We start from the raw sequence: 17,206 nt of genomic DNA, 5'->3' as shown, positions 1-17,206 counted from the left end.
GCCGATCGCAAACCCGAATGGCCCCCTTCGCGTCGGCATCGGCGGCCCCGTCGGCTCCGGCAAGACGACGCTGGTCGAGATGCTCTGCAAGGCGGCGCGCGACCAGTGGTCGATCGGCGTCGTGACCAACGACATCTACACGGTGGAGGATGCCGAGGCGCTGGTGCGCCGGCAGGCGCTCTCGGCCGACCGGATCATCGGCGTCGAGACCGGCGGCTGCCCGCACACGGCGATCCGCGAGGATGCCTCGATCAACCTCGCCGCCATCCGCACGCTGCGCGAGCGCCATGCCGATCTCGACCTCGTGCTGGTCGAATCGGGCGGCGACAATCTCGCGGCGACCTTTTCGCCCGATCTCGTCGATCTCTCGATTTACGTGATTTCGGTCTGCCAGGGCGACGACATCCCGCGAAAGGGCGGCCCGGCGATCACGCGTTCAGACCTTCTCCTCGTCAACAAGACCGATCTCGCTCCTTACGTCGGCGCCGACCTGGAGCGCATGCGGGCCGACGCCGCCAAGGGCCGGCAGGGCCGCGCGACGCTCTTCACCGACCTCTCGCGCCGGGTCGGCGTGTCCGACGTGCTCGACTTCCTGGCCGAGCAGGGCGGCCTGCGCGCCATTGCCGCCGCGGCCTGACGGGATGGCGCGCCTCTTCATCAAAGCCCCGCTCGCCGTTCTCGCCGAGGGCGCGGAGGGCGGCATCGTCGTGGAAAACGGGCGGATCGCGGAACTCGTCGCCGCCGGCGCCGGGCCAAGCCGGCCGGTGGACGAGACCTTCGACGCCTCGCGCCATGTCGTTTTGCCCGGCCTCGTCAACACGCATCATCATTTCTACCAGACGCTGACGCGCGCCCATCCCGCCGCCATCGACAGGGAGCTCTTTCCCTGGCTCCAGAGCCTCTACCCGATCTGGGCGCGGCTCGATCCGGACAGCTTCCGCCTCTCCGTGCGGCTGGCTCTGACCGAACTCCTCATGTCCGGCTGCACGACGGCGGCCGACCATCACTATCTCTTCCCGAACGGGCTGGAGAGCGGCATCGACATCGAGGCGGAAGAGGCCCGCGCCCTTGGCATCCGCGTGACGCTGACGCGCGGCTCGATGAATCTGAGCCATAAGGACGGTGGCCTGCCGCCCGATAGCGTGGTGCAGGACGAGGACGAGATCCTCGCCGATTCCGAACGGCTGATCGGGCGCTATCACGACCGCTCGGACGGGGCGATGATCCAGATCGCGCTCGCGCCCTGTTCGCCCTTCTCGGTGACGAAGAGCCTGATGCGGGCGAGCGCGGATCTCGCCGAGCGGCACGACTGCCGGCTCCACACCCATCTCGGCGAGACCGAGGACGAGAACCGCTTCTGCGAGGAGACCTTCGGCTGCCGGCCGGTGGACTATCTGGAAGAGGTCGGCTGGCTCGGCCCCCGGACATGGCTCGCGCACGGCATCCACTTCACGACGGAGGAATGCGCCCGGCTCGGGCGGCACCGCGTCGGCGTCTGCCATTGCCCGACCTCCAACGCCGTGCTCGCCTCCGGCTTCTGCCCGGTGGAGAGCCTCGAGGCGGCGGGCAGCCCGGTCGGGCTCGGCGTGGACGGCTCCGCCTCGAACGACAGTTCCAACCTGATGGAGGCCGCGCGACACGCGCTGATGGTCGGGCGTCTGCGCACGACGTCGGCCGAGACCGTGACCGAGCGCTCCGTCCTGCGCCTTGCCACGGAAGGCTCGGCCGCCTGCCTCGGGCGGGCCGACATCGGCCGCATCGCGCCGGGGCTGCAGGCGGACCTTGCCCTCTTCACCCTCGACGAACTGCGCTTCTCCGGCGCCCACGACCCGATCGCCGCTCTCGTCCTCTGCGGCGCCACGCGGGCGGACCGGGTGATGGTCAAGGGCGATTGGCGCGTGGTGGACGGGATGCCGGTCGGAGTGGACGTGGCGCGGCTGCGCGCGGAGCACGGGGCGGCGGCGAAGAGGTTCGCGTGAGGTCGACGGCCGGCGATCGAAGGCGTGTAATCCGATGAGCGCAACCTTTGGTGTTCCCACCTGATGATCGAGACCCCGCGCCTGCTTCTGCGCCCCTATTCGCTCGGCGACTACGACGCCTACGTGGCGCTGACGACCGATCCCGCCGTCGTGCCGCTGTTCGGCAACCAGCCGATGTCGCGAGAAGACGCCTGGAACCGGCTCCTGCGCTATGCCGGCCATTGGGCGCTGTTCGGCTACGGGCTCTTTGCGGTCTTCGAGCGGGAGAGCGGGCGGCATGTCGGCGAGACCGGCCTTGCCGATTTCCACCGCGGGCTCGGCCCGAGCTTCGATCCCGATCCGGAAGCGGCCTGGGTCTTCGCCGGGGCGCATCACGGACAGGGCTATGCCGGCGAGGCGGCGGCGGTGGCCCATCGCTGGTTCGCCGAGACGCATGGCGCCGCGCGGACCGTCTGCATCATCCGGCCGGACAACGCGTCCTCGCTGCGCGTCGCCGAAAAGCTCGGCTATCGCCGTTTCGGGTCGACGATCTATCGAGACGTGCCGTTCGAGATGATGGAGCGGGCGAAAGATTCGTGAGGTCGGCCGACCGGGTCTTGGCCTGTCTTGCTCGGTCGGGGCGAGCGTGCCATCCTTTTGCGATGGACTCCGACGTGAAGATTGCTTCCGCGCTGAAAGCCCGGGTCGATGCGATCGCCGCTCGATCGAGCCTTTCGGCTGCGGAGATCGTGGCGGACGCGCTGGAGCATGGTCATTCGCTGGAATGGCAGGAGCGGTTTCTCGACAAGGTCGCCGAAGGCATCGCCGCTGCCGACCGGGGTGATTTCGCGAGCCCTAGCGAGGTGGAGCGCGTCCTCCACAAATACCGGCCGGGCTAATGCGGGTTTTCTGAACGAGGCCGGCGCTTGCCGATCTCGACCGCATCCAGAATTTCATCGCGCGGGATCGGCCGCTCGCAGCCTACAAATTGGCGGACCTCGTGATCGGTCGCACCGACCGGCTGCTTGCGGACAATCCAATGGCCGGCCGCCGGGGCCGCGCGGAGGCGGCGCGCGAACTCGTCGTGGCGGGAACGCCCTCCATCGTCGTCTATCGGGTCACGACCGTGGTCGAAATCCTCGCCGTCGTTCATACCGCCCGCGACGGGCCGGAGAGCTTCGCCCCGACGGGATGCGATCTCACGATCGGGCGAAGAGATGCAGCGCCGCGTATTGGAGGAGCATGATCGTCTTGCCGTCGCGGATGGTGCCGGCGTCGATCATGGCGAGGGCCTCGTCGATCGTCGGCTCGAGGAGATCGATGTCCTCGCCTTCCTCCGCCTGCCCGCCGCCCGCGCCGACGCGGTCCTTCGACTCGTAGGGCGCGACGAAGAAGTAGAGGCGCTCGGTGACGGAGCCGGGGCTCATGAAGGCGTCGAAGATGCAACTGACAGGGCCGACGCGAAAGCCGGTCTCCTCCTCCGTCTCCGCGCGAATGCGGTCCTCCGGGCTCGCATCGTCGAGAAGGCCGGCCGGCGTCTCGACCAGAAGACCGTCATGGCCGTTGACGAAGGCGGGATAGCGGAACTGGCGGGTGAGGACGACGGTGCGCCTCGTGGAATCGTAGAGAAGGATCGTCGCGCCGTTGCCCCTGTCGTAGGTCTCGCGGCTTTGGCGCTGCCAAGTGCCGTCGTTTCGCCGGTAGCGGAAGGTCGTCTTCTTCAGGACGTACCAGTCGTCCGACAGAGTCTCGACCCTCTCCACCTCGACGCGATCCGCGATGCCCATCCCGTTTCCTCTCTTGCACGATCACGCCTGAAATCTTGATACTCGTATAGTCTCGTGCAATAACATGCAGAGTCAAGAAAATTCGTGCAGGAGGGTGATGACATGCTGACGGGAGAGCGCAAGGCCCTGATCCTCGACCGTCTGCGGCGGGAGGGGCGGGTGCTCGCCAAGCCTTTGAGCGAGGAGCTCGGGCTTTCCGAGGACACGATCCGACGCGATCTGCGCGAGCTGGCCGGCGAGGGGCTGCTGCAGCGGGTGCATGGCGGCGCGCTGCCGGCCTCGCCGGCTTTGGCGCCGCTCGACATCCGAGAGAGCGTTTCCCCGGCGGGCAAGATCGCGATCGGCCGGGCGGCGGCCGAGATGGTGCGGCCGGGACAGGTCGTATTTCTCGACGGTGGAACGACGGCGATCCAGATCGCGCGTCATCTGCCGCCCGACCTCGAGGCGACCGTCGTCACGCACAGCCCCGCCGTCGCGTTGGAGCTCGCGCGCCACCCCCGGCTCGTGGTCGAGACGATCGGCGGCCGGCTCTTCCGCCATTCGATGGTGGCGGTCGGCGCGGCCGCCGCCGAGGCGATCGGCCGGGTGCGCGCGGACCTCTACTTCATGGGCGTCACGGGCATCCATCCCGAGATCGGCCTGACGACGGGCGACGCCGAGGAGGCCGCGATCAAGCGCCTGCTCTCCACTCAAGCCGCGGAAACGGTGGTTCTCGGCTCCCGCGAGAAGATCGGCGCGGTCTCGGCGCACAAGGTCGTCGGATGGGAAGCGGTGGACGCGGTGATCGTGGAGCGGGGGACGCCGGGGTTGCGGTCGGTGGGGGTGACGGTGGTGGAGGCGTGATCGAAGGGTGGGCGTTAGCCTCGATCTGAGGTGAGGGCGGTGCGAGGCACCCCCCTCTGTCCTACCGGACATCTCCCCCGCAAGGAGGGAGATCGGCCTAGCGTCGGCCTCCGCGAGTTCGATCCGCCCTAAAAGCTGCTTTATCTCCCCCCTTGCGGGGGAGATGGCCGGCAGGCCAGAGGGGGGTGCCTCCCGCCAACATCGGACGCAGTGCCTCCCGCCGACCTCGACCGTCTTCCAAGTTCTGGCGGCTCCTACCCCTCCACCCGAAACGCCTCGGCGTAATCCGCCTCCTCCAGATTGATCCCATCGCCCCCGCGATCGACCACGAGGAAGTCCGACACGTCCTCCAGCGCGATCAGCGGGTGGTGCCAGGTGTTGCGGGCGTAGGCGATGCCGCGGCCTTGGCCGAGGAAGATGCGCGGCGGGCCGGGGCGGCCGGCCTCGTCGGGGGCGACGGCGATGAGGAAGGGGCGGGGGGAGAGCGGCATGAAGGCCTGGCTGCCGAGGGGATGGCGCTCCATCATCGAGATCGCGAGCGGAAAGGCGAAAGGCTTGCCGCGAAAGATCGAGATCAGCGGCCGGCCGCCCTCGGCGGACACGTCGACGGGGGCGAGGTCGTGGAAGCGAGTCGTCGTGCCGCCGTTGATGAGGCGGATCTCGCGGGCATTGTCGGGCTCGATCACGTCGCCGAAGGGCTCGAAGGCCTCGATCGTGAGCGGCTCGACGGTGAGGATGCGGCTCATGCCGCGCCCTTCTCGAAAAGGGCCTCGATGCGCAGGCGCGCGATCTTCTCGACCTCGCGCGTCGCGGTGGCGATTTCCGCGTCGCGCGTGTTGCCGATGCGGGTCTCGAACGCCTTCAGGATCTCTGCCTTGCCGGCGCCGGCCGGCCGGATCGCCTTGACCGCGATGATGAAGGGGAAGCCGAAGCGCGCGACGTAAGCCTCGTTCAGCTGGGTGAAGCGCGCGAGTTCGTCCGGCGTCAGGCGGTCGAGACCGGCGGAGGCCTGTTCGGAGAGCGAATCCGGCGTGAGGTCGCCGGCGAGCGCCAGCCGGCCCGCGAGATCGGGATGGGCTTTCAGGACGCCGAGCCGCTCCGCCTCGCTCGCCTGCCGGAAGGCCGTGGTCAGCGCGCCGGACAGGCCGGCCGGGCTGTCATGGGCGTCGTGCAGGCCCTTGTCGAAGGCCCGCTCGGCTGGGAAAGGCGAGTGTTCGAAGACGCCGCCGAAGCGGGCGAGGAAGCTTCCGCGGTCCATCCGGCTCGGGCGAAGGCCGGGGGCATAGGGGAAGCGCTCGCGCCAGTGCCTGGCGATGTCGATGCGCCGGGCGACCCAGACGCCGGGCTTTTCCGCGATGTGGTCGAGGAAGCGGGCGAGCGCCGCGGCCCGGCCGGGGCGGCCGACGAGGCGGCAGTGGAGGCCGATGTTCAGCATCTTGGCCGATCCCGCCTCGCCCTCCGCATAGAGCACGTCGAAGGCGTCGCGCAGATAGGCGAAGAACTGGTCGCCCGAGTTGAAGCCGCCGGCGGTCGCGAAGCGCATGTCGTTGGAATCCAGCGTGTAGGGCAGGATCAGGAGCGGGCCGTGGGCCGTATCCTGCCAATAGGGCAGGTCGTCGGCATAGGCGTCGGAGGCATAGAGGAAGCCACCCTCCTCCGCGACGAGATCGAGCGTGTGCTGCGAGGATCGGCCGGTGTACCAGCCGAGCGGGCGCTCCCCCGTGATGGCGGTGTGGAGCGCGATGGCCTCGCTCATATGGGCGCGCTCGTGCTCGGCCGTGGCGTCCTTGTACTCCACCCATTTCAGCCCGTGCGAGGCGATCTCCCAGTCCGCCTCCTGCATGGCGGCGACGATCTCCGGGGCGCGCTCCATGGCGGTCGCGACGCCGTAGACGGTGACGGGCAGGTTCCGCTCGGTGAACATGCGCCAGAGCCGCCAGAAGCCCGCGCGCGCGCCGTATTCGTAGATGGATTCCATGTTCATGTGGCGCATGCCCGGCCAGGGCGCGGCGCCGACGATCTCCGACAGGAAGGCCTCGGAGGCGGCGTCGCCATGGAGGATCGCGTTCTCGCCGCCCTCCTCGTAGTTCACCACGAACTGCACGCAGATCTTCGCCGAGCCCTCGCCGCCGGGAAGGGGCCATTGCGGGTCCGGCGCATGGCGTCCGTAGCCTCTGAGGTCACGGGGATAGCGGGTGGACGGGGCGGTCATGCGGGCATCCTTGAACGGCGTATCGAGCGGCCGGAGCGTCGCGCGCGGCCGGAGAGGCGGATCGTCGCGGCGGCTCGGCGGTCGCCACGCTAGGCAAGGCACGGTTGAGGAGCAAGCCGCGCTTTCCAGAACCTTTCCACTTTACGAGAGTCGCTCCGGCGGTGCATCCTCTCCTGACCACTTGGTCAAATCTTCGAAGGAGAGGCATGGCGGACGCAGCGGCCGGACGGCTCACCACCCATGTTCTCGACACCGGCCTCGGCAGGCCCGCGGCGGCGATGACCTTGCGTCTCTACGCGATCGAGGGCAGTGGCGAGGGGGCGAGGCGCCGGGAGATCCTGACCGCGCGGACCAATGCGGACGGGCGCTGCGACGAGCCGCTTCTGGCGGGCGAGGCCTTCCGGCCCGGCACCTACGAGATCGTGTTCGAGGCCGGCGCCTATCTGCGCGCGACGCAGGGCGCGGCGCTCGCCGAGCCGCTCTTCCTCGACGAGATCCCGATCCGCTTCGGCATGTCGGAGGCCGCGCATTACCATGTGCCGCTGCTTCTCTCGCCCTTCGGCTTCTCCACCTATCGAGGCAGCTGATGAGCTTGGCCAGCGAACCGATCCGGTTTCTCCTGAACGGCGAGGAGCGCAGCGTCTCCGGCGTGAAGCCGACGGTGACGATCCTCGAGCATCTCCGCCGGACCGAGCACCTGACCGGCACGAAGGAAGGCTGCGCGGAGGGCGACTGCGGGGCCTGCACGGTGCTCCTCTGCGAGCCGGACGGGGCGGGCGGGCTGAAGCGCCGCGCCGTCAATGCCTGCATCCAGTTCCTGCCCTCGCTGCACGGGCGCGCGGTCGAGACGATCGAGCATCTCGGCCGAAACGGCCCGCATCCGCTGCAGGCCGCCCTGGTGGAGCGGCATGGCAGCCAATGCGGCTTCTGCACGCCGGGCTTCGTCATGCAGCTTCATGCGGGCTGGCTGAACGGCGCGCTCCACGACCGGGAGGGCCGGGGCGACCGGCAGGGCGTGAAGGACACGATCGCGGGCAATCTGTGCCGCTGCACCGGCTACGGGCCGATCGTCGAGGCCGGGCTCGATCTGGCGCGGCTTCCCGTGCCCGACAGCGCCATCGAGGATGCCGAGACGGCGGCGCGCCTGTCGGCCCTGCGCGGCACCGGCCCCTTTCGCTACGAGACGGCGGAGGGGCTCTGGCTCTCGCCGCGGGATGCCGACGAACTGGCCGACACCTATGTCGAACACCCGCAAGCCTTGCTCGTCGCGGGCGCGACGGATGTCGGGCTCTGGGTGACGAAGCAGCATCGCGACCTGCCCGTTCTCATCGACGTCTCGCGCGCGGCCGATCTGCGCCTGATCGAGGAAGGGCCGGGGGCGCTCTTCATCGGCGCGGGCGTGACGCATACCGAGGCGCATCAGCGGCTCGCCGAGATCCATCCCGATATCGGCGAACTCGTGCGCCGCTTCGCCGGCCGGCAAATCCGCAATGCCGGCACGATCGGCGGCAATATCGCCAACGGCTCGCCGATCGGCGACATGGCGCCGGTTCTGATCGCGCTCGGCGCCAAGGTCTATCTGCGCCAGGGCGACGTGGCGCGCGTGCTGCCGCTGGAGGACTTCTTCATCGCCTATGGCCGGCAGGACCGGGGCGAGGCGGAGTTCGTGGCCGCGCTGGAAGTGCCGGTCCTTTCGGGGAACCAGACGTTCGCCTGCCACAAGATTTCCAAGCGCTTCGATTCCGACATTTCCGCCGTTCTGGCGGCCTTCCGCCTGACGATCGAGGACGGGCTCGTCGCGGAGGCGCGGCTCGCTTTCGGCGGCATGGCGGGAACGCCGAAGCGCGCGGCCGGCGCGGAGGCGGTGTTGACGGGCAAGCCCTTCGACGAGGCGGCGGCCCGCCGCGCGGCGGAGGCGCTGGCCGAGGACTTCACGCCGCTCGACGACATGCGCGCCTCCGCCGCCTATCGGCTGACGGTCGCGAGGAACCTTCTCGTCCGCTTCGGGCAGGAAGCCGCCGGCGCGCCGCGCTCGCGTATTCTCGAGATCGCATGAGCGATGGTGCATCGAACGAAGGTCGGTTGAGCGGAGGGGGGCGATGAGCGAAGAGCTGGGCGAGACCCGCATCCAGGATCGCGGTGAGGCCGGCACGATCGTGCCCGATCTCGACCATGGACTGCCGCCGATCAAGGAGGCGATCGCCGGGGGCGTGGCGGCGCGGCTCGCCCATGACAGCGCGGCCAAGCACGTCTCGGGGGCGGCCCGCTACATCGACGACGACCCGGAACTGCCGGGCACGCTGCAGTGCTACATCGCCATGTCCGCGCGGGCCCATGCGCGGATCGTCTCGATGGACCTTGCCGCCGTGCGCGCCGCGCCGGGCGTGGCCCTGGTGCTGACGGCGGCCGACATTCCCGGCAAGAACGACTATTCCCCGGTCTTCGGCGACGATCCGATCTTCGCCGAAAGCCATGTCGAATATGTCGGCCAGTCGATCTTCGCGGTGGCGGCCGAGACGCTGGATCTGGCGCGCCGGGCGGCGAAGCTCGCCAGGGTCGAATACGAGGATCTGCCCGCCGCGATCACGATCGACGAGGCGGAGCGGCTGGCGGATGCGGCGGGCGCCGATCTTCTTCCGGCGCACGAGATGCGGCTCGGAGATGTCGGAGCGGCGCTGGCGGGGGCGGCGAAGCGCGTGTCCGGCACGCTCGAGCTCGGCGGGCAGGACCACTTCTATCTGGAAGGGCAGATCGCCGTCGCCATTCCCGGCGAGGACGGGGACGTCACCGTGCGCTCCTCGACGCAGCATCCGTCCGAGGTGCAGCACAACGTGGCCAAGGCCCTCGGCCTCAGCGACCATGCGGTGACGGTGGAGATCCGGCGCATGGGCGGCGGCTTCGGGGGCAAGGAGAGCCAGCCGGCGCTCTTCGCCGCCGTCGCCGCGCTGACGGCGGCAAGGACCGGGCGGGCGGCGAAGTGCCGGCTCGACCGCGACGACGACATGGAGATGACGGGCAAGCGCCACGAGGCGCGCATCCGCTACGATCTCGGCTTCGACGAAGAAGGGCGGATCGTCGGCGCCGATGTCGGGCATCTCATCCGCTGCGGCTATTCCAAGGACCTTTCCGGCGCCATCGCGGACCGCGCCATGTTCCACGCCGACAACGCCTATGCGCTGCCGGCCGCGCGCATCCATTCGCGGCGGCTGAAGACGCACACGGTCTCCAACACCGCCTTTCGCGGCTTCGGCGGGCCGCAGGGCATGGTCGGCATCGAGCGGGCCATGGACAAGGCGGCCTTCGAGCTGGGGCTCGATCCGCTGGATCTGAGAAAGCGCAATTTCTATCCGGCCGAGGGCGGCGCGCTGACGCCCTACCACATGGAGGTGACGGACAGCGTCATCGCCGAGATGGTGGAGGAGTTGGAGGCCTCGTCGGACTACCGGGCGCGGCGCGCGGCGGTCGCGGCGTTCAATGCCGAGAACCGCGTCCTGAAGAAGGGCCTGGCGCTGACGCCCGTCAAGTTCGGCATCTCCTTCACGACGAGCCACCTCAACCAGGCCGGGGCGCTCGTCCATGTCTACAAGGACGGCTCCGTCGCGCTGAACCATGGCGGCACGGAGATGGGGCAGGGGCTCTTCACCAAGGTCGCGCAGGTCGTCGCCGAGGAGTTCCAGATCGACGTCGATCGCATCCGCATCACCGGCACGACGACGGCCAAGGTGCCGAACACGTCCGCGACGGCGGCCTCCTCCGGCTCGGACCTCAACGGCATGGCCGCGCAGGCCGCGAGCCGCACGATCAAGGACCGGCTCGTCGCCTATGCCGTCGAGCGCTACCATGTGCCGGCCGATCAGGTCGTCTTCCTGCCGAACCGGGTGCGCATCGGCAACGAGGAAAAGAGTTTCTCCGACCTCGTCGGCGAGGCCTATCTGGCGCGCGTGTCGCTGTCCTCCACGGGCTTCTACGCGACGCCCGGCATCAGCTACGACCGCGAGACCGCGAGCGGCAAGCCCTTCTACTACTTCGCCTATGGCGCCGCCTGCGCGGAGGTCGCGATCGACACGGCGACCGGCGAGAACCGGCTTCTGCGCGCCGACATCCTCCACGATTGCGGCCGCTCGCTGAATCCCGCGCTCGACCTCGGCCAGATCGAGGGCGGCTTCATCCAGGGCATGGGCTGGCTGACGACGGAGGAGCTCTGGTGGGACAAAGCCGGCCGCCTTCGCACCCACGCGCCCTCCACCTACAAGATCCCCACCGCCAACGACCGCCCGGACGACCTGCGCATCGCCCTCTGGGACAAGGGCTGCAACCGCGCCGAGACGATCTACCGCTCGAAGGCGGTGGGCGAGCCGCCCTTCATGCTGGCGATCTCGGTCTTCTCGGCGCTGACGGACGCGGTTCTGGCGGCCGGCGAGGGCCGGGCGTTCCCCGATCTCGACGCGCCCGCGACGCCGGAGCGCATTCTCGCCGCCGTCGAGGCGGTGCGGGGGCGGTGATGGGGGGAGATGCCGGCAGGCAGAGGGGGGTGCCTCCCGCCGACGGCCCCTCCGACCGTTCCGCTATCCGATGACCGTCCTCCCCGCCCTCCGTTCGGCCGTCGCCGCCGGCACCCCTGCGGTTCTCGTCCGCGTCGCCGAGGCGCTCGGTTCGACGCCGCGGGAGACCGACGCGGCGATGCTGGTGACGGCGAACGCGGCGGTCGGGACGGTCGGGGGCGGGCGGCTGGAGCTGATGGCGATCGACGAGGCGCGGGCGATGGTGGCAGAGGGGCGCGGGGCGGCCCGGCTCGACGTGCCGCTCGGGCCGGCGATCGGCCAGTGCTGCGGCGGGCGGGTGCGGCTGGAGCTTGCCCGCGCCGACGGAGCGCTGCTCGCGGCCGAGGAGGCGCGGGAGGCGGAGCGGCTGAAGCGGTTGCCGGCGGTGCTCGTCTTCGGGGCGGGGCATACGGGGCAGGCGCTGGCGCGGGCGCTGATGCTGCTGCCGTTTCGAACGGGAGTCGTCGACACGCGGCCGGAGCGGCTGGCGGACCTGCCGCAGGGGCTCGACGCGCGGGCGCTCGCGGTCCCGGAGGAGGCCGTCGCGAAGGCCGAGCCCGGCACGGCCTATGTCGTCGTCACGCACGATCACGCGCTGGATTTCCTGATCGCCGAGGCGGCTCTGGCGCGGGGCGACGCGGCCTATGTCGGCATGATCGGCTCGGCGACGAAGCGCGCGACCTTTCTGCGGCGCTTGCGCGAGGCGGGTCGGGAGAGCCTGATCGCCGGGCTGACGCTGCCGATCGGCGGGTCGGCCCTGCGCGACAAGCGGCCCGAGGTCATCGCCGCGCTGACGGTCGCGGAACTGGCGCAGGTTCTGCTCGCGAAACGCGAGGAAAATGTCGGGGCGCCCTTGGCGAAGTCGAAACGCCGATGCAATAGTGGGCAGACGGAGGGTTCGACCATTTCAGCATCAGCGGCGCCCCATGCGACTTGAACTCGCCCATATTACCAAGCGCTTCCCGGGCGTCGTCGCCAATTCCGACGTGTCCTTCTCCGTCGCTCCCGGCAAGATCCATGCGCTGCTCGGCGAGAACGGGGCGGGCAAGTCGACGCTGGTCAAGATCATCTACGGCGTGCAGCGCGCCGACGAGGGCGCCATCCTCTGGGACGGCAAGCAGGTCGTCATCGACAGCCCGCGCGAGGCGCGCCGGCTCGGCATCGGCATGGTGTTCCAGCACTTCTCGCTCTTCGAGGCGATGACGGTTCTGGAGAACATCGCGCTCGGCATGGACAATCCGCCCCCGCGCCGGGAGCTCGAAGCGCGCATCCGCTCGGTGCTGGCGCAATACGACCTCGCGCTCGATCCCCATCGCGACGTGCACACGCTCTCCGTCGGCGAGCGCCAGCGCATCGAGATCGTGCGCGCGCTGCTGACCGATCCCAAGCTCCTCATCATGGACGAGCCGACCTCGGTCCTGACGCCGCAGGAGGTGGAGAAGCTCTTCGAGACGCTGAGAAAGCTGAGCTCCGGCGGCTGCTCGATTCTCTACATTTCCCACAAGCTCGGCGAGATCAAAGCCCTTTGCGAGAGCGCGACGATCCTTCGCTTCGGCAAGGTCGTCGCCACCTGCGATCCGCGCGAGGAGACGACGCGCTCCATGGCCGAGATGATGATCGGCGGGGCGCTGAAGGACCTGTCCTCGAAGGAGGCCCGCGTCTACGGGCCCGAGCGCTTCGCCGTCTCCGGCCTGTCCGCGCCGGGCGCGGAGCCCTTCGGCACGGCGCTGAAGGACATCGCGTTCAGCGTGCGCGGGGGCGAGATCCTTGGCATCGCCGGGGTCGCGGGCAACGGGCAGAACGAGCTGGTGGCTGTGCTCGCCGGCGAGAAGCCGTCGTCGGGCACGATCGCGATCGACGGTGCCCCCATCGGCCATCTCGGCGTCACCGCGCGGCGCCGGCGCGGACTTTCCACCGTGCCGGAGGAGCGCAACGGCCATGCCGCCGTGCCCGGCATGTCGCTCATGGAAAACGCCATCCTCTCGGCCCGCACGCGGCGTTCGCTCAGCTCGCGCGGCTTCCTGAAGCCGGGCGCCGCGACCGCCTATGCCAGTTCCGTGATCGAGGCCTTCGGCGTGCGCACGACGGGGCCCAAGGCGCTGGCCTCCAGCCTCTCCGGCGGCAATCTGCAGAAGTTCATCATGGGTCGCGAGATCGGGCAGGCGCCGACCGTGCTCGTCGTCTCCCAGCCGACCTGGGGCGTCGATGCCGGCGCCGCCGGCTTCATCCGCCAAGCCATGATCGACCTCGTCGCCAAAGGTGCCGCGATCGTCGTCATCAGCCAGGATCTCGACGAGCTTCTGGAACTCTCCGATCGGATCGCGGTGATCAACGAGGGGCGCCTGTCGCGCGTGATGGACGTGAAGGGCGTTTCGATCGAGGAGATCGGGCTCCTGATGGGCGGAGTGCACGGCGCCGAGCCCGCTCCGGGCGCCGTCCTGCCGGAGGCGGTGCCGCATGGGGCTTAAGCTGCAGAAGCGGCTCGTGCCGAGCCGCGCGATGATGCTGGCCTCGCCGGTCATCGCGGTTCTGGCGACCGTCGTCGCGGGCGCGGTCGTCTTCACGGCGCTCGGCTATGACGGGCTCGGCGCGATCTGGCAGATCTTCGTCTCGCCGCTCCTCTCGGCCTATCGCTGGCAGGACCTCCTGGTGAAGGCAGCGCCCCTCGCGATCATCGCCATCGGGCTGTCGGTCGGCTTTCGGGCCAATGTCTGGAACATCGGGGCGGAGGGGCAGTATGTGCTGGGCGGTCTCGCCGGCACCGGCCTCGCGCTCGCCACGCACGAGATGACGGGCGCCTGGATTCTGCCGGCCATGATCGTCTGCGGTGTCCTGGGCGGCATCGTCTGGTCGGCGGTCCCCGCCTTTCTCAAGACGAAGCTCGGCGTGAACGAGATCCTGTCCAGCCTCATGCTGAACTACGTCGCGATCCAGCTTCTCTACTATCTGATGCGCGGGCCCTGGAAGGACCCGATGGGGTTCAACTTCCCGCAGACGGTGCTCTTTTCCGAATGGCAGACGCTGCCGATCGCGATCCCGGGAACGCTGATCCATATCGGCATTCCGATCGCCGCCGCGCTCGGGCTCGCCGTCTGGTTCTTCATCGCGCGCACGGTCACGGGCTTTCAGCTCCGCGTCGTCGGCCTGGCGCCGGATGCGGCGCGCTATGGCGGATTCTACGAGAAGCGCACGGTCTGGCTGGCGCTCGCGCTCGGCGGGGCGGCCGCGGGGCTGGCCGGCGTGCTCGAGGTCGCCGGGCCCTTCGGGCAGATGGTGCCGGCCTTTCCGACGGGCTACGGCTATACCGCGATCATCGTCGCCTTTCTCGGGCGGCTGCATCCGGGCGGCATTCTTCTCGCCGCGCTGGTTCTGGCGCTGACCTATGTCGGCGGCGAGACCGCGCAGACGACCATCGGCCTGCCAGCGGCGGCCGCCGGCGTCTTCCAGGCTATGATGCTCTTCTTCCTACTCGCGGCCGATATCCTGGTGCGCTACCGGATCACGACGGATCGCCCGTCCGCGCCCGTCGCCGCCGCACCGGCATCGTCCGCCAACGCATCCGCCGGCGAGGGAGCCGCCGCATGACGACCGCGCTTCTCGTCTCCATCCTGATGACGGTCGCGGCCGCCGCGACGCCGATCCTGATCGCGGCGCTCGGCGAGCTGGTGGTCGAGAAGTCGGGCGTTCTCAATCTCGGCGTCGAAGGCATGATGCTGATCGGCGCGGTGACGGGTTTCGCCGTCTCGGTGACGACCGGCGTGCCCGCGCTCGGCGCCGTCGCGGCCATGGGGGCGTCCGCGGCGGCCTCGCTGATCTTCGCCTATCTGACGCTGACGCTGACGGCCAATCAGGTCGCGACCGGGCTGGCTCTGACGATCTTCGGCACCGGCGTCTCGGCGCTCGCGGGAGCGCCCTTCGTCGGCATCACGACCGGAACGCTCGGGCTGCTCTTTCCGCCGGAGCTCGCTGCCGATCCCGTTCTGCGCCTCGTCTTCGGCCATTCGCCGCTGGTCTATCTGGCGCTCGTCCTCACCGTCGCGGTCTGGTGGTTCCTCAAGCATTCGCGCGCCGGGCTGGTGCTGCGGGCGATCGGCGAATCCGACAGCGCCGCTCATTCGATCGGCTATCCCGTCCTGAAGGTGCGCTATCTCGCGGTGCTCTTCGGCGGGGCCATGGCGGGGCTTGCGGGCTCCTACTATTCGCTGGTGCTGACGCCCATGTGGGCGGAGCGGCTGACGGCGGGGCGCGGCTGGATCGCCATCGCGCTCGTCGTCTTCGCCTCCTGGCGTCCGGCGCGGCTGCTTCTGGGCGCCTATCTCTTCGGCGCGGTGCTGACGCTGGAGCTGCAGGCCAAGGCCGCGGGCTTCTCCATGCTGGCGCCCGAATTCCTGTCCAGCCTTCCCTATCTCGCCACCATCCTCGTCCTCGCCCTGATCTCGATCGGGCGCAAGGGACGGGCGACGGCGGCCCCCGCCTGCCTCGGCCAGCCCTTCCGGGCGAGCGCCTGACGCTTCACGATCCCGCCTTTCGAGAGGAGACTTCCATGATCGATCTGACACGCCGCCGCCTGATGGGCACGGGCGCCACGCTGCTTGCCGCCTCCGCCATGCCCGGCATGGTGACGCGCGTCTTCGCGCAGGAGCCGAAGGCGAAGGTCAAGGCCGCCTTCGTCTATGTCGGCCCCGTCGGCGACTTCGGCTACACGTTCGCCCACGACCAGGGCCGCAAGTTCCTGGTCGAGAAGCTCGGCGACAAGGTCGAGACGAGCTTCGTGGAGAACGTCGCGGAAGGGCCCGACGCCGAGCGCGTCATCCGCCAACTTGCGCAGGCGGGCAACGACATCGTCTTCGCCACGTCCTTCGGCTTCATGCAGCCGACGGTGAAGGTCGCCAAGCAGTTCCCGGACGTGAAGTTCGAGCATGCGACCGGCTACATGACCGGCGCCAATCTCGGCATCTACAATTCGCGCTTCCACGAAGGCCGCGCCGTGCTCGGCACGATCGCCGGCATGATGTCGAAGTCGGGCAAGGGCGGCTACGTCGCCTCCTTCCCGATCCCCGAGGTCGTGATGGGCATCAACGCCTTCACGCTCGCCGCCCGCAAGATCAACCCGGCCTTCACCACGCAGGTCGTCTGGGTGAACTCCTGGTACGATCCCGCCAAGGAGGCGCAGGCCGCCTCCGCGCTGATCGACCAGGGCGCGGACGCCATCACGCAGCACACGGATTCGCCGGGTCCGCTGCAGGAGGCCGAGAAGCGCGGCGCCATCGCCTTCGGTCAGGCCTGGGACATGACGAGCTTCGCGCCCAACGCCCATATGACGGCGATCGTCGACCATTGGGGGCCGCACTACGTCTCCTCCGTTCAAGCGATCCTCGACGGCAGCTGGAAGCCCGGCGACGTCTGGGGCGGCATGAAGGAGGACTTCGTCGAGATGAGCCCCTTCAACGCCAAGATGCCGGAGGACGTGAAGGCGGCCGCGCAGAAGGTCGTGGACGACACGAAGGCGGGGACCTTCAACATCTTCACCGGCCCCATCAAGGACCAGTCCGGCGCCGAGAAGATCGCGGCGGGCACGGTCGTTCCGGACGCCGATTTGCTGAAGATGGATTGGTACGTGGAAGGCGTCGCGTCGTAAGGGGCGGCGCCCAGCGGGTTCGGGGGCGGGTGCGAGGCACCCCCCTCTGGCCTTCCGAGCCCTTGTCGAGGGGGCCGCGATCTCCCCCGCAAAGACGGAGATCGTCAGTTTCGACGTCTGCGATCAGCCTGATCTCCCTCCTTGCGGGGGAGATGCCGGCAGGCAGAGGGGGGTGCCTCCCGCCGTCGCTTACCTGTTCAATGGCGAACCCGCTGCGAGGCCTTGCC

Annotated in this window: 17 protein-coding genes; 14 read left to right on the top strand and 3 right to left on the bottom strand. The window is 69.4% G+C overall.

Going from position 1 to position 17,206, the window contains the following annotated elements:
- Window positions 1-4: 4 nt before the first annotated feature.
- From ureG to ASG62_RS27960, 5 genes are all read left to right on the top strand, one after another.
- Window positions 5-637, top strand: a complete 633-nt coding sequence (gene ureG, locus ASG62_RS02380; RefSeq protein WP_056694924.1) for an urease accessory protein UreG — start codon at window positions 5-7, stop codon at window positions 635-637.
- Between the two features lie 4 nt (window positions 638-641).
- A complete protein-coding gene (locus ASG62_RS02375) occupies window positions 642-1,979 on the top strand; it encodes an 8-oxoguanine deaminase (protein WP_056694213.1) in 1,338 nt (445 codons plus the stop codon).
- 63 nt (window positions 1,980-2,042) lie between these two features.
- Window positions 2,043-2,558 carry a GNAT family N-acetyltransferase gene (locus ASG62_RS02370; protein WP_056694215.1) on the top strand — a complete coding sequence of 172 codons (516 nt, stop codon included), beginning with the start codon at window positions 2,043-2,045 and terminating at the stop codon, window positions 2,556-2,558.
- 74 nt (window positions 2,559-2,632) lie between these two features.
- Window positions 2,633-2,857: a transcriptional regulator gene (locus ASG62_RS02365; protein WP_244487556.1), complete on the top strand. Its 225-nt coding sequence runs from the start codon at window positions 2,633-2,635 to the stop codon at window positions 2,855-2,857.
- 44 nt (window positions 2,858-2,901) lie between these two features.
- Entirely contained in the window at window positions 2,902-3,204 is a 303-nt protein-coding gene (locus tag ASG62_RS27960; protein WP_200944687.1) for a type II toxin-antitoxin system RelE/ParE family toxin, read from the top strand.
- On the opposite strand, the gene ASG62_RS02355 is transcribed toward ASG62_RS27960, so the two are convergent.
- Window positions 3,158-3,745, bottom strand: coding sequence for an NUDIX domain-containing protein (locus ASG62_RS02355; protein ID WP_056694221.1), 588 nt, complete (start codon window positions 3,743-3,745; stop codon window positions 3,158-3,160). The two genes, ASG62_RS27960 and ASG62_RS02355, sit on opposite strands and share 47 nt — an antisense overlap.
- Before the next feature lie 102 nt (window positions 3,746-3,847).
- On the opposite strand from ASG62_RS02355, the gene ASG62_RS02350 reads away from it, so the two are divergent.
- Window positions 3,848-4,588 carry a DeoR/GlpR family DNA-binding transcription regulator gene (locus tag ASG62_RS02350; RefSeq protein ID WP_056694223.1) on the top strand — a complete coding sequence of 247 codons (741 nt, stop codon included), beginning with the start codon at window positions 3,848-3,850 and terminating at the stop codon, window positions 4,586-4,588.
- 254 nt (window positions 4,589-4,842) lie between these two features.
- Here the strand turns inward: ASG62_RS02350 and ASG62_RS02345 are convergent, their stop codons facing one another.
- The gene (locus ASG62_RS02345; RefSeq protein WP_056694224.1) at window positions 4,843-5,334 is read right to left on the bottom strand and encodes an ureidoglycolate lyase; all 492 of its coding nucleotides are present in this window, start codon (window positions 5,332-5,334) and stop codon (window positions 4,843-4,845) included.
- Window positions 5,331-6,800, bottom strand: coding sequence for an allantoinase PuuE (gene puuE / locus ASG62_RS02340; RefSeq protein WP_056694226.1), 1,470 nt, complete (start codon window positions 6,798-6,800; stop codon window positions 5,331-5,333). Before puuE ends, ASG62_RS02345 begins: the two co-directional genes overlap by 4 nt.
- A 206-nt stretch (window positions 6,801-7,006) precedes the next feature.
- On the opposite strand from puuE, the gene uraH reads away from it, so the two are divergent.
- From uraH to ASG62_RS02300, 8 genes are all read left to right on the top strand, one after another.
- Window positions 7,007-7,387: a hydroxyisourate hydrolase gene (gene uraH / locus ASG62_RS02335; RefSeq protein ID WP_056694227.1), complete on the top strand. Its 381-nt coding sequence runs from the start codon at window positions 7,007-7,009 to the stop codon at window positions 7,385-7,387.
- A complete protein-coding gene (gene xdhA, locus ASG62_RS02330) occupies window positions 7,387-8,856 on the top strand; it encodes a xanthine dehydrogenase small subunit (RefSeq protein ID WP_056694229.1) in 1,470 nt (489 codons plus the stop codon). Before uraH ends, xdhA begins: the two co-directional genes overlap by 1 nt.
- Window positions 8,857-8,899: 43 nt before the next feature.
- The gene (gene xdhB, locus ASG62_RS02325; protein ID WP_082537163.1) at window positions 8,900-11,302 is read left to right on the top strand and encodes a xanthine dehydrogenase molybdopterin binding subunit; all 2,403 of its coding nucleotides are present in this window, start codon (window positions 8,900-8,902) and stop codon (window positions 11,300-11,302) included.
- A 70-nt stretch (window positions 11,303-11,372) separates the two neighbouring features.
- On the top strand, window positions 11,373-12,278 hold the full coding sequence (gene xdhC / locus ASG62_RS02320) for a xanthine dehydrogenase accessory protein XdhC (RefSeq protein WP_056694231.1): 906 nt from the start codon (window positions 11,373-11,375) through the stop codon (window positions 12,276-12,278).
- Window positions 12,268-13,809: an ABC transporter ATP-binding protein gene (locus tag ASG62_RS02315; protein WP_056694232.1), complete on the top strand. Its 1,542-nt coding sequence runs from the start codon at window positions 12,268-12,270 to the stop codon at window positions 13,807-13,809. The genes xdhC and ASG62_RS02315 overlap by 11 nt, the downstream gene beginning before the upstream one ends.
- Window positions 13,799-14,926: an ABC transporter permease gene (locus ASG62_RS02310; RefSeq protein ID WP_056694233.1), complete on the top strand. Its 1,128-nt coding sequence runs from the start codon at window positions 13,799-13,801 to the stop codon at window positions 14,924-14,926. The genes ASG62_RS02315 and ASG62_RS02310 overlap by 11 nt, the downstream gene beginning before the upstream one ends.
- Window positions 14,923-15,849, top strand: coding sequence for an ABC transporter permease (locus ASG62_RS02305; protein WP_056694235.1), 927 nt, complete (start codon window positions 14,923-14,925; stop codon window positions 15,847-15,849). The genes ASG62_RS02310 and ASG62_RS02305 overlap by 4 nt, the downstream gene beginning before the upstream one ends.
- Window positions 15,850-15,947: 98 nt before the next feature.
- Window positions 15,948-16,979, top strand: a complete 1,032-nt coding sequence (locus tag ASG62_RS02300; RefSeq protein WP_056694928.1) for a BMP family ABC transporter substrate-binding protein — start codon at window positions 15,948-15,950, stop codon at window positions 16,977-16,979.
- Window positions 16,980-17,206 lie beyond the last annotated feature (227 nt).

The organism is Aureimonas sp. Leaf427 (assembly GCF_001425485.1).
Classification (GTDB): domain Bacteria; phylum Pseudomonadota; class Alphaproteobacteria; order Rhizobiales; family Rhizobiaceae; genus Plantimonas.
Note: the sequence above shows the minus strand (reverse complement) of the source record. Positions and strands in the feature narration are given on the sequence as shown.

Coding starts and splice junctions, on each gene's coding strand:
- ASG62_RS02350 (WP_056694223.1), top strand. CDS start 3,848: ATGCTGACGGGAGAGCGCAAGGCCCTGATCCTCGACCGTCTGCGGCGG.
- ASG62_RS02355 (WP_056694221.1), bottom strand. CDS start 3,745: ATGGGCATCGCGGATCGCGTCGAGGTGGAGAGGGTCGAGACTCTGTCG.
- uraH (WP_056694227.1), top strand. CDS start 7,007: ATGGCGGACGCAGCGGCCGGACGGCTCACCACCCATGTTCTCGACACC.
- xdhA (WP_056694229.1), top strand. CDS start 7,387: ATGAGCTTGGCCAGCGAACCGATCCGGTTTCTCCTGAACGGCGAGGAG.
- ASG62_RS02375 (WP_056694213.1), top strand. CDS start 642: ATGGCGCGCCTCTTCATCAAAGCCCCGCTCGCCGTTCTCGCCGAGGGC.
- ASG62_RS02370 (WP_056694215.1), top strand. CDS start 2,043: ATGATCGAGACCCCGCGCCTGCTTCTGCGCCCCTATTCGCTCGGCGAC.
- ASG62_RS02305 (WP_056694235.1), top strand. CDS start 14,923: ATGACGACCGCGCTTCTCGTCTCCATCCTGATGACGGTCGCGGCCGCC.
- ASG62_RS02315 (WP_056694232.1), top strand. CDS start 12,268: ATGCGACTTGAACTCGCCCATATTACCAAGCGCTTCCCGGGCGTCGTC.
- ASG62_RS02300 (WP_056694928.1), top strand. CDS start 15,948: ATGCCCGGCATGGTGACGCGCGTCTTCGCGCAGGAGCCGAAGGCGAAG.
- puuE (WP_056694226.1), bottom strand. CDS start 6,800: ATGACCGCCCCGTCCACCCGCTATCCCCGTGACCTCAGAGGCTACGGA.
- xdhC (WP_056694231.1), top strand. CDS start 11,373: ATGACCGTCCTCCCCGCCCTCCGTTCGGCCGTCGCCGCCGGCACCCCT.
- ASG62_RS02310 (WP_056694233.1), top strand. CDS start 13,799: ATGGGGCTTAAGCTGCAGAAGCGGCTCGTGCCGAGCCGCGCGATGATG.
- ASG62_RS02345 (WP_056694224.1), bottom strand. CDS start 5,334: ATGAGCCGCATCCTCACCGTCGAGCCGCTCACGATCGAGGCCTTCGAG.
- xdhB (WP_082537163.1), top strand. CDS start 8,900: ATGAGCGAAGAGCTGGGCGAGACCCGCATCCAGGATCGCGGTGAGGCC.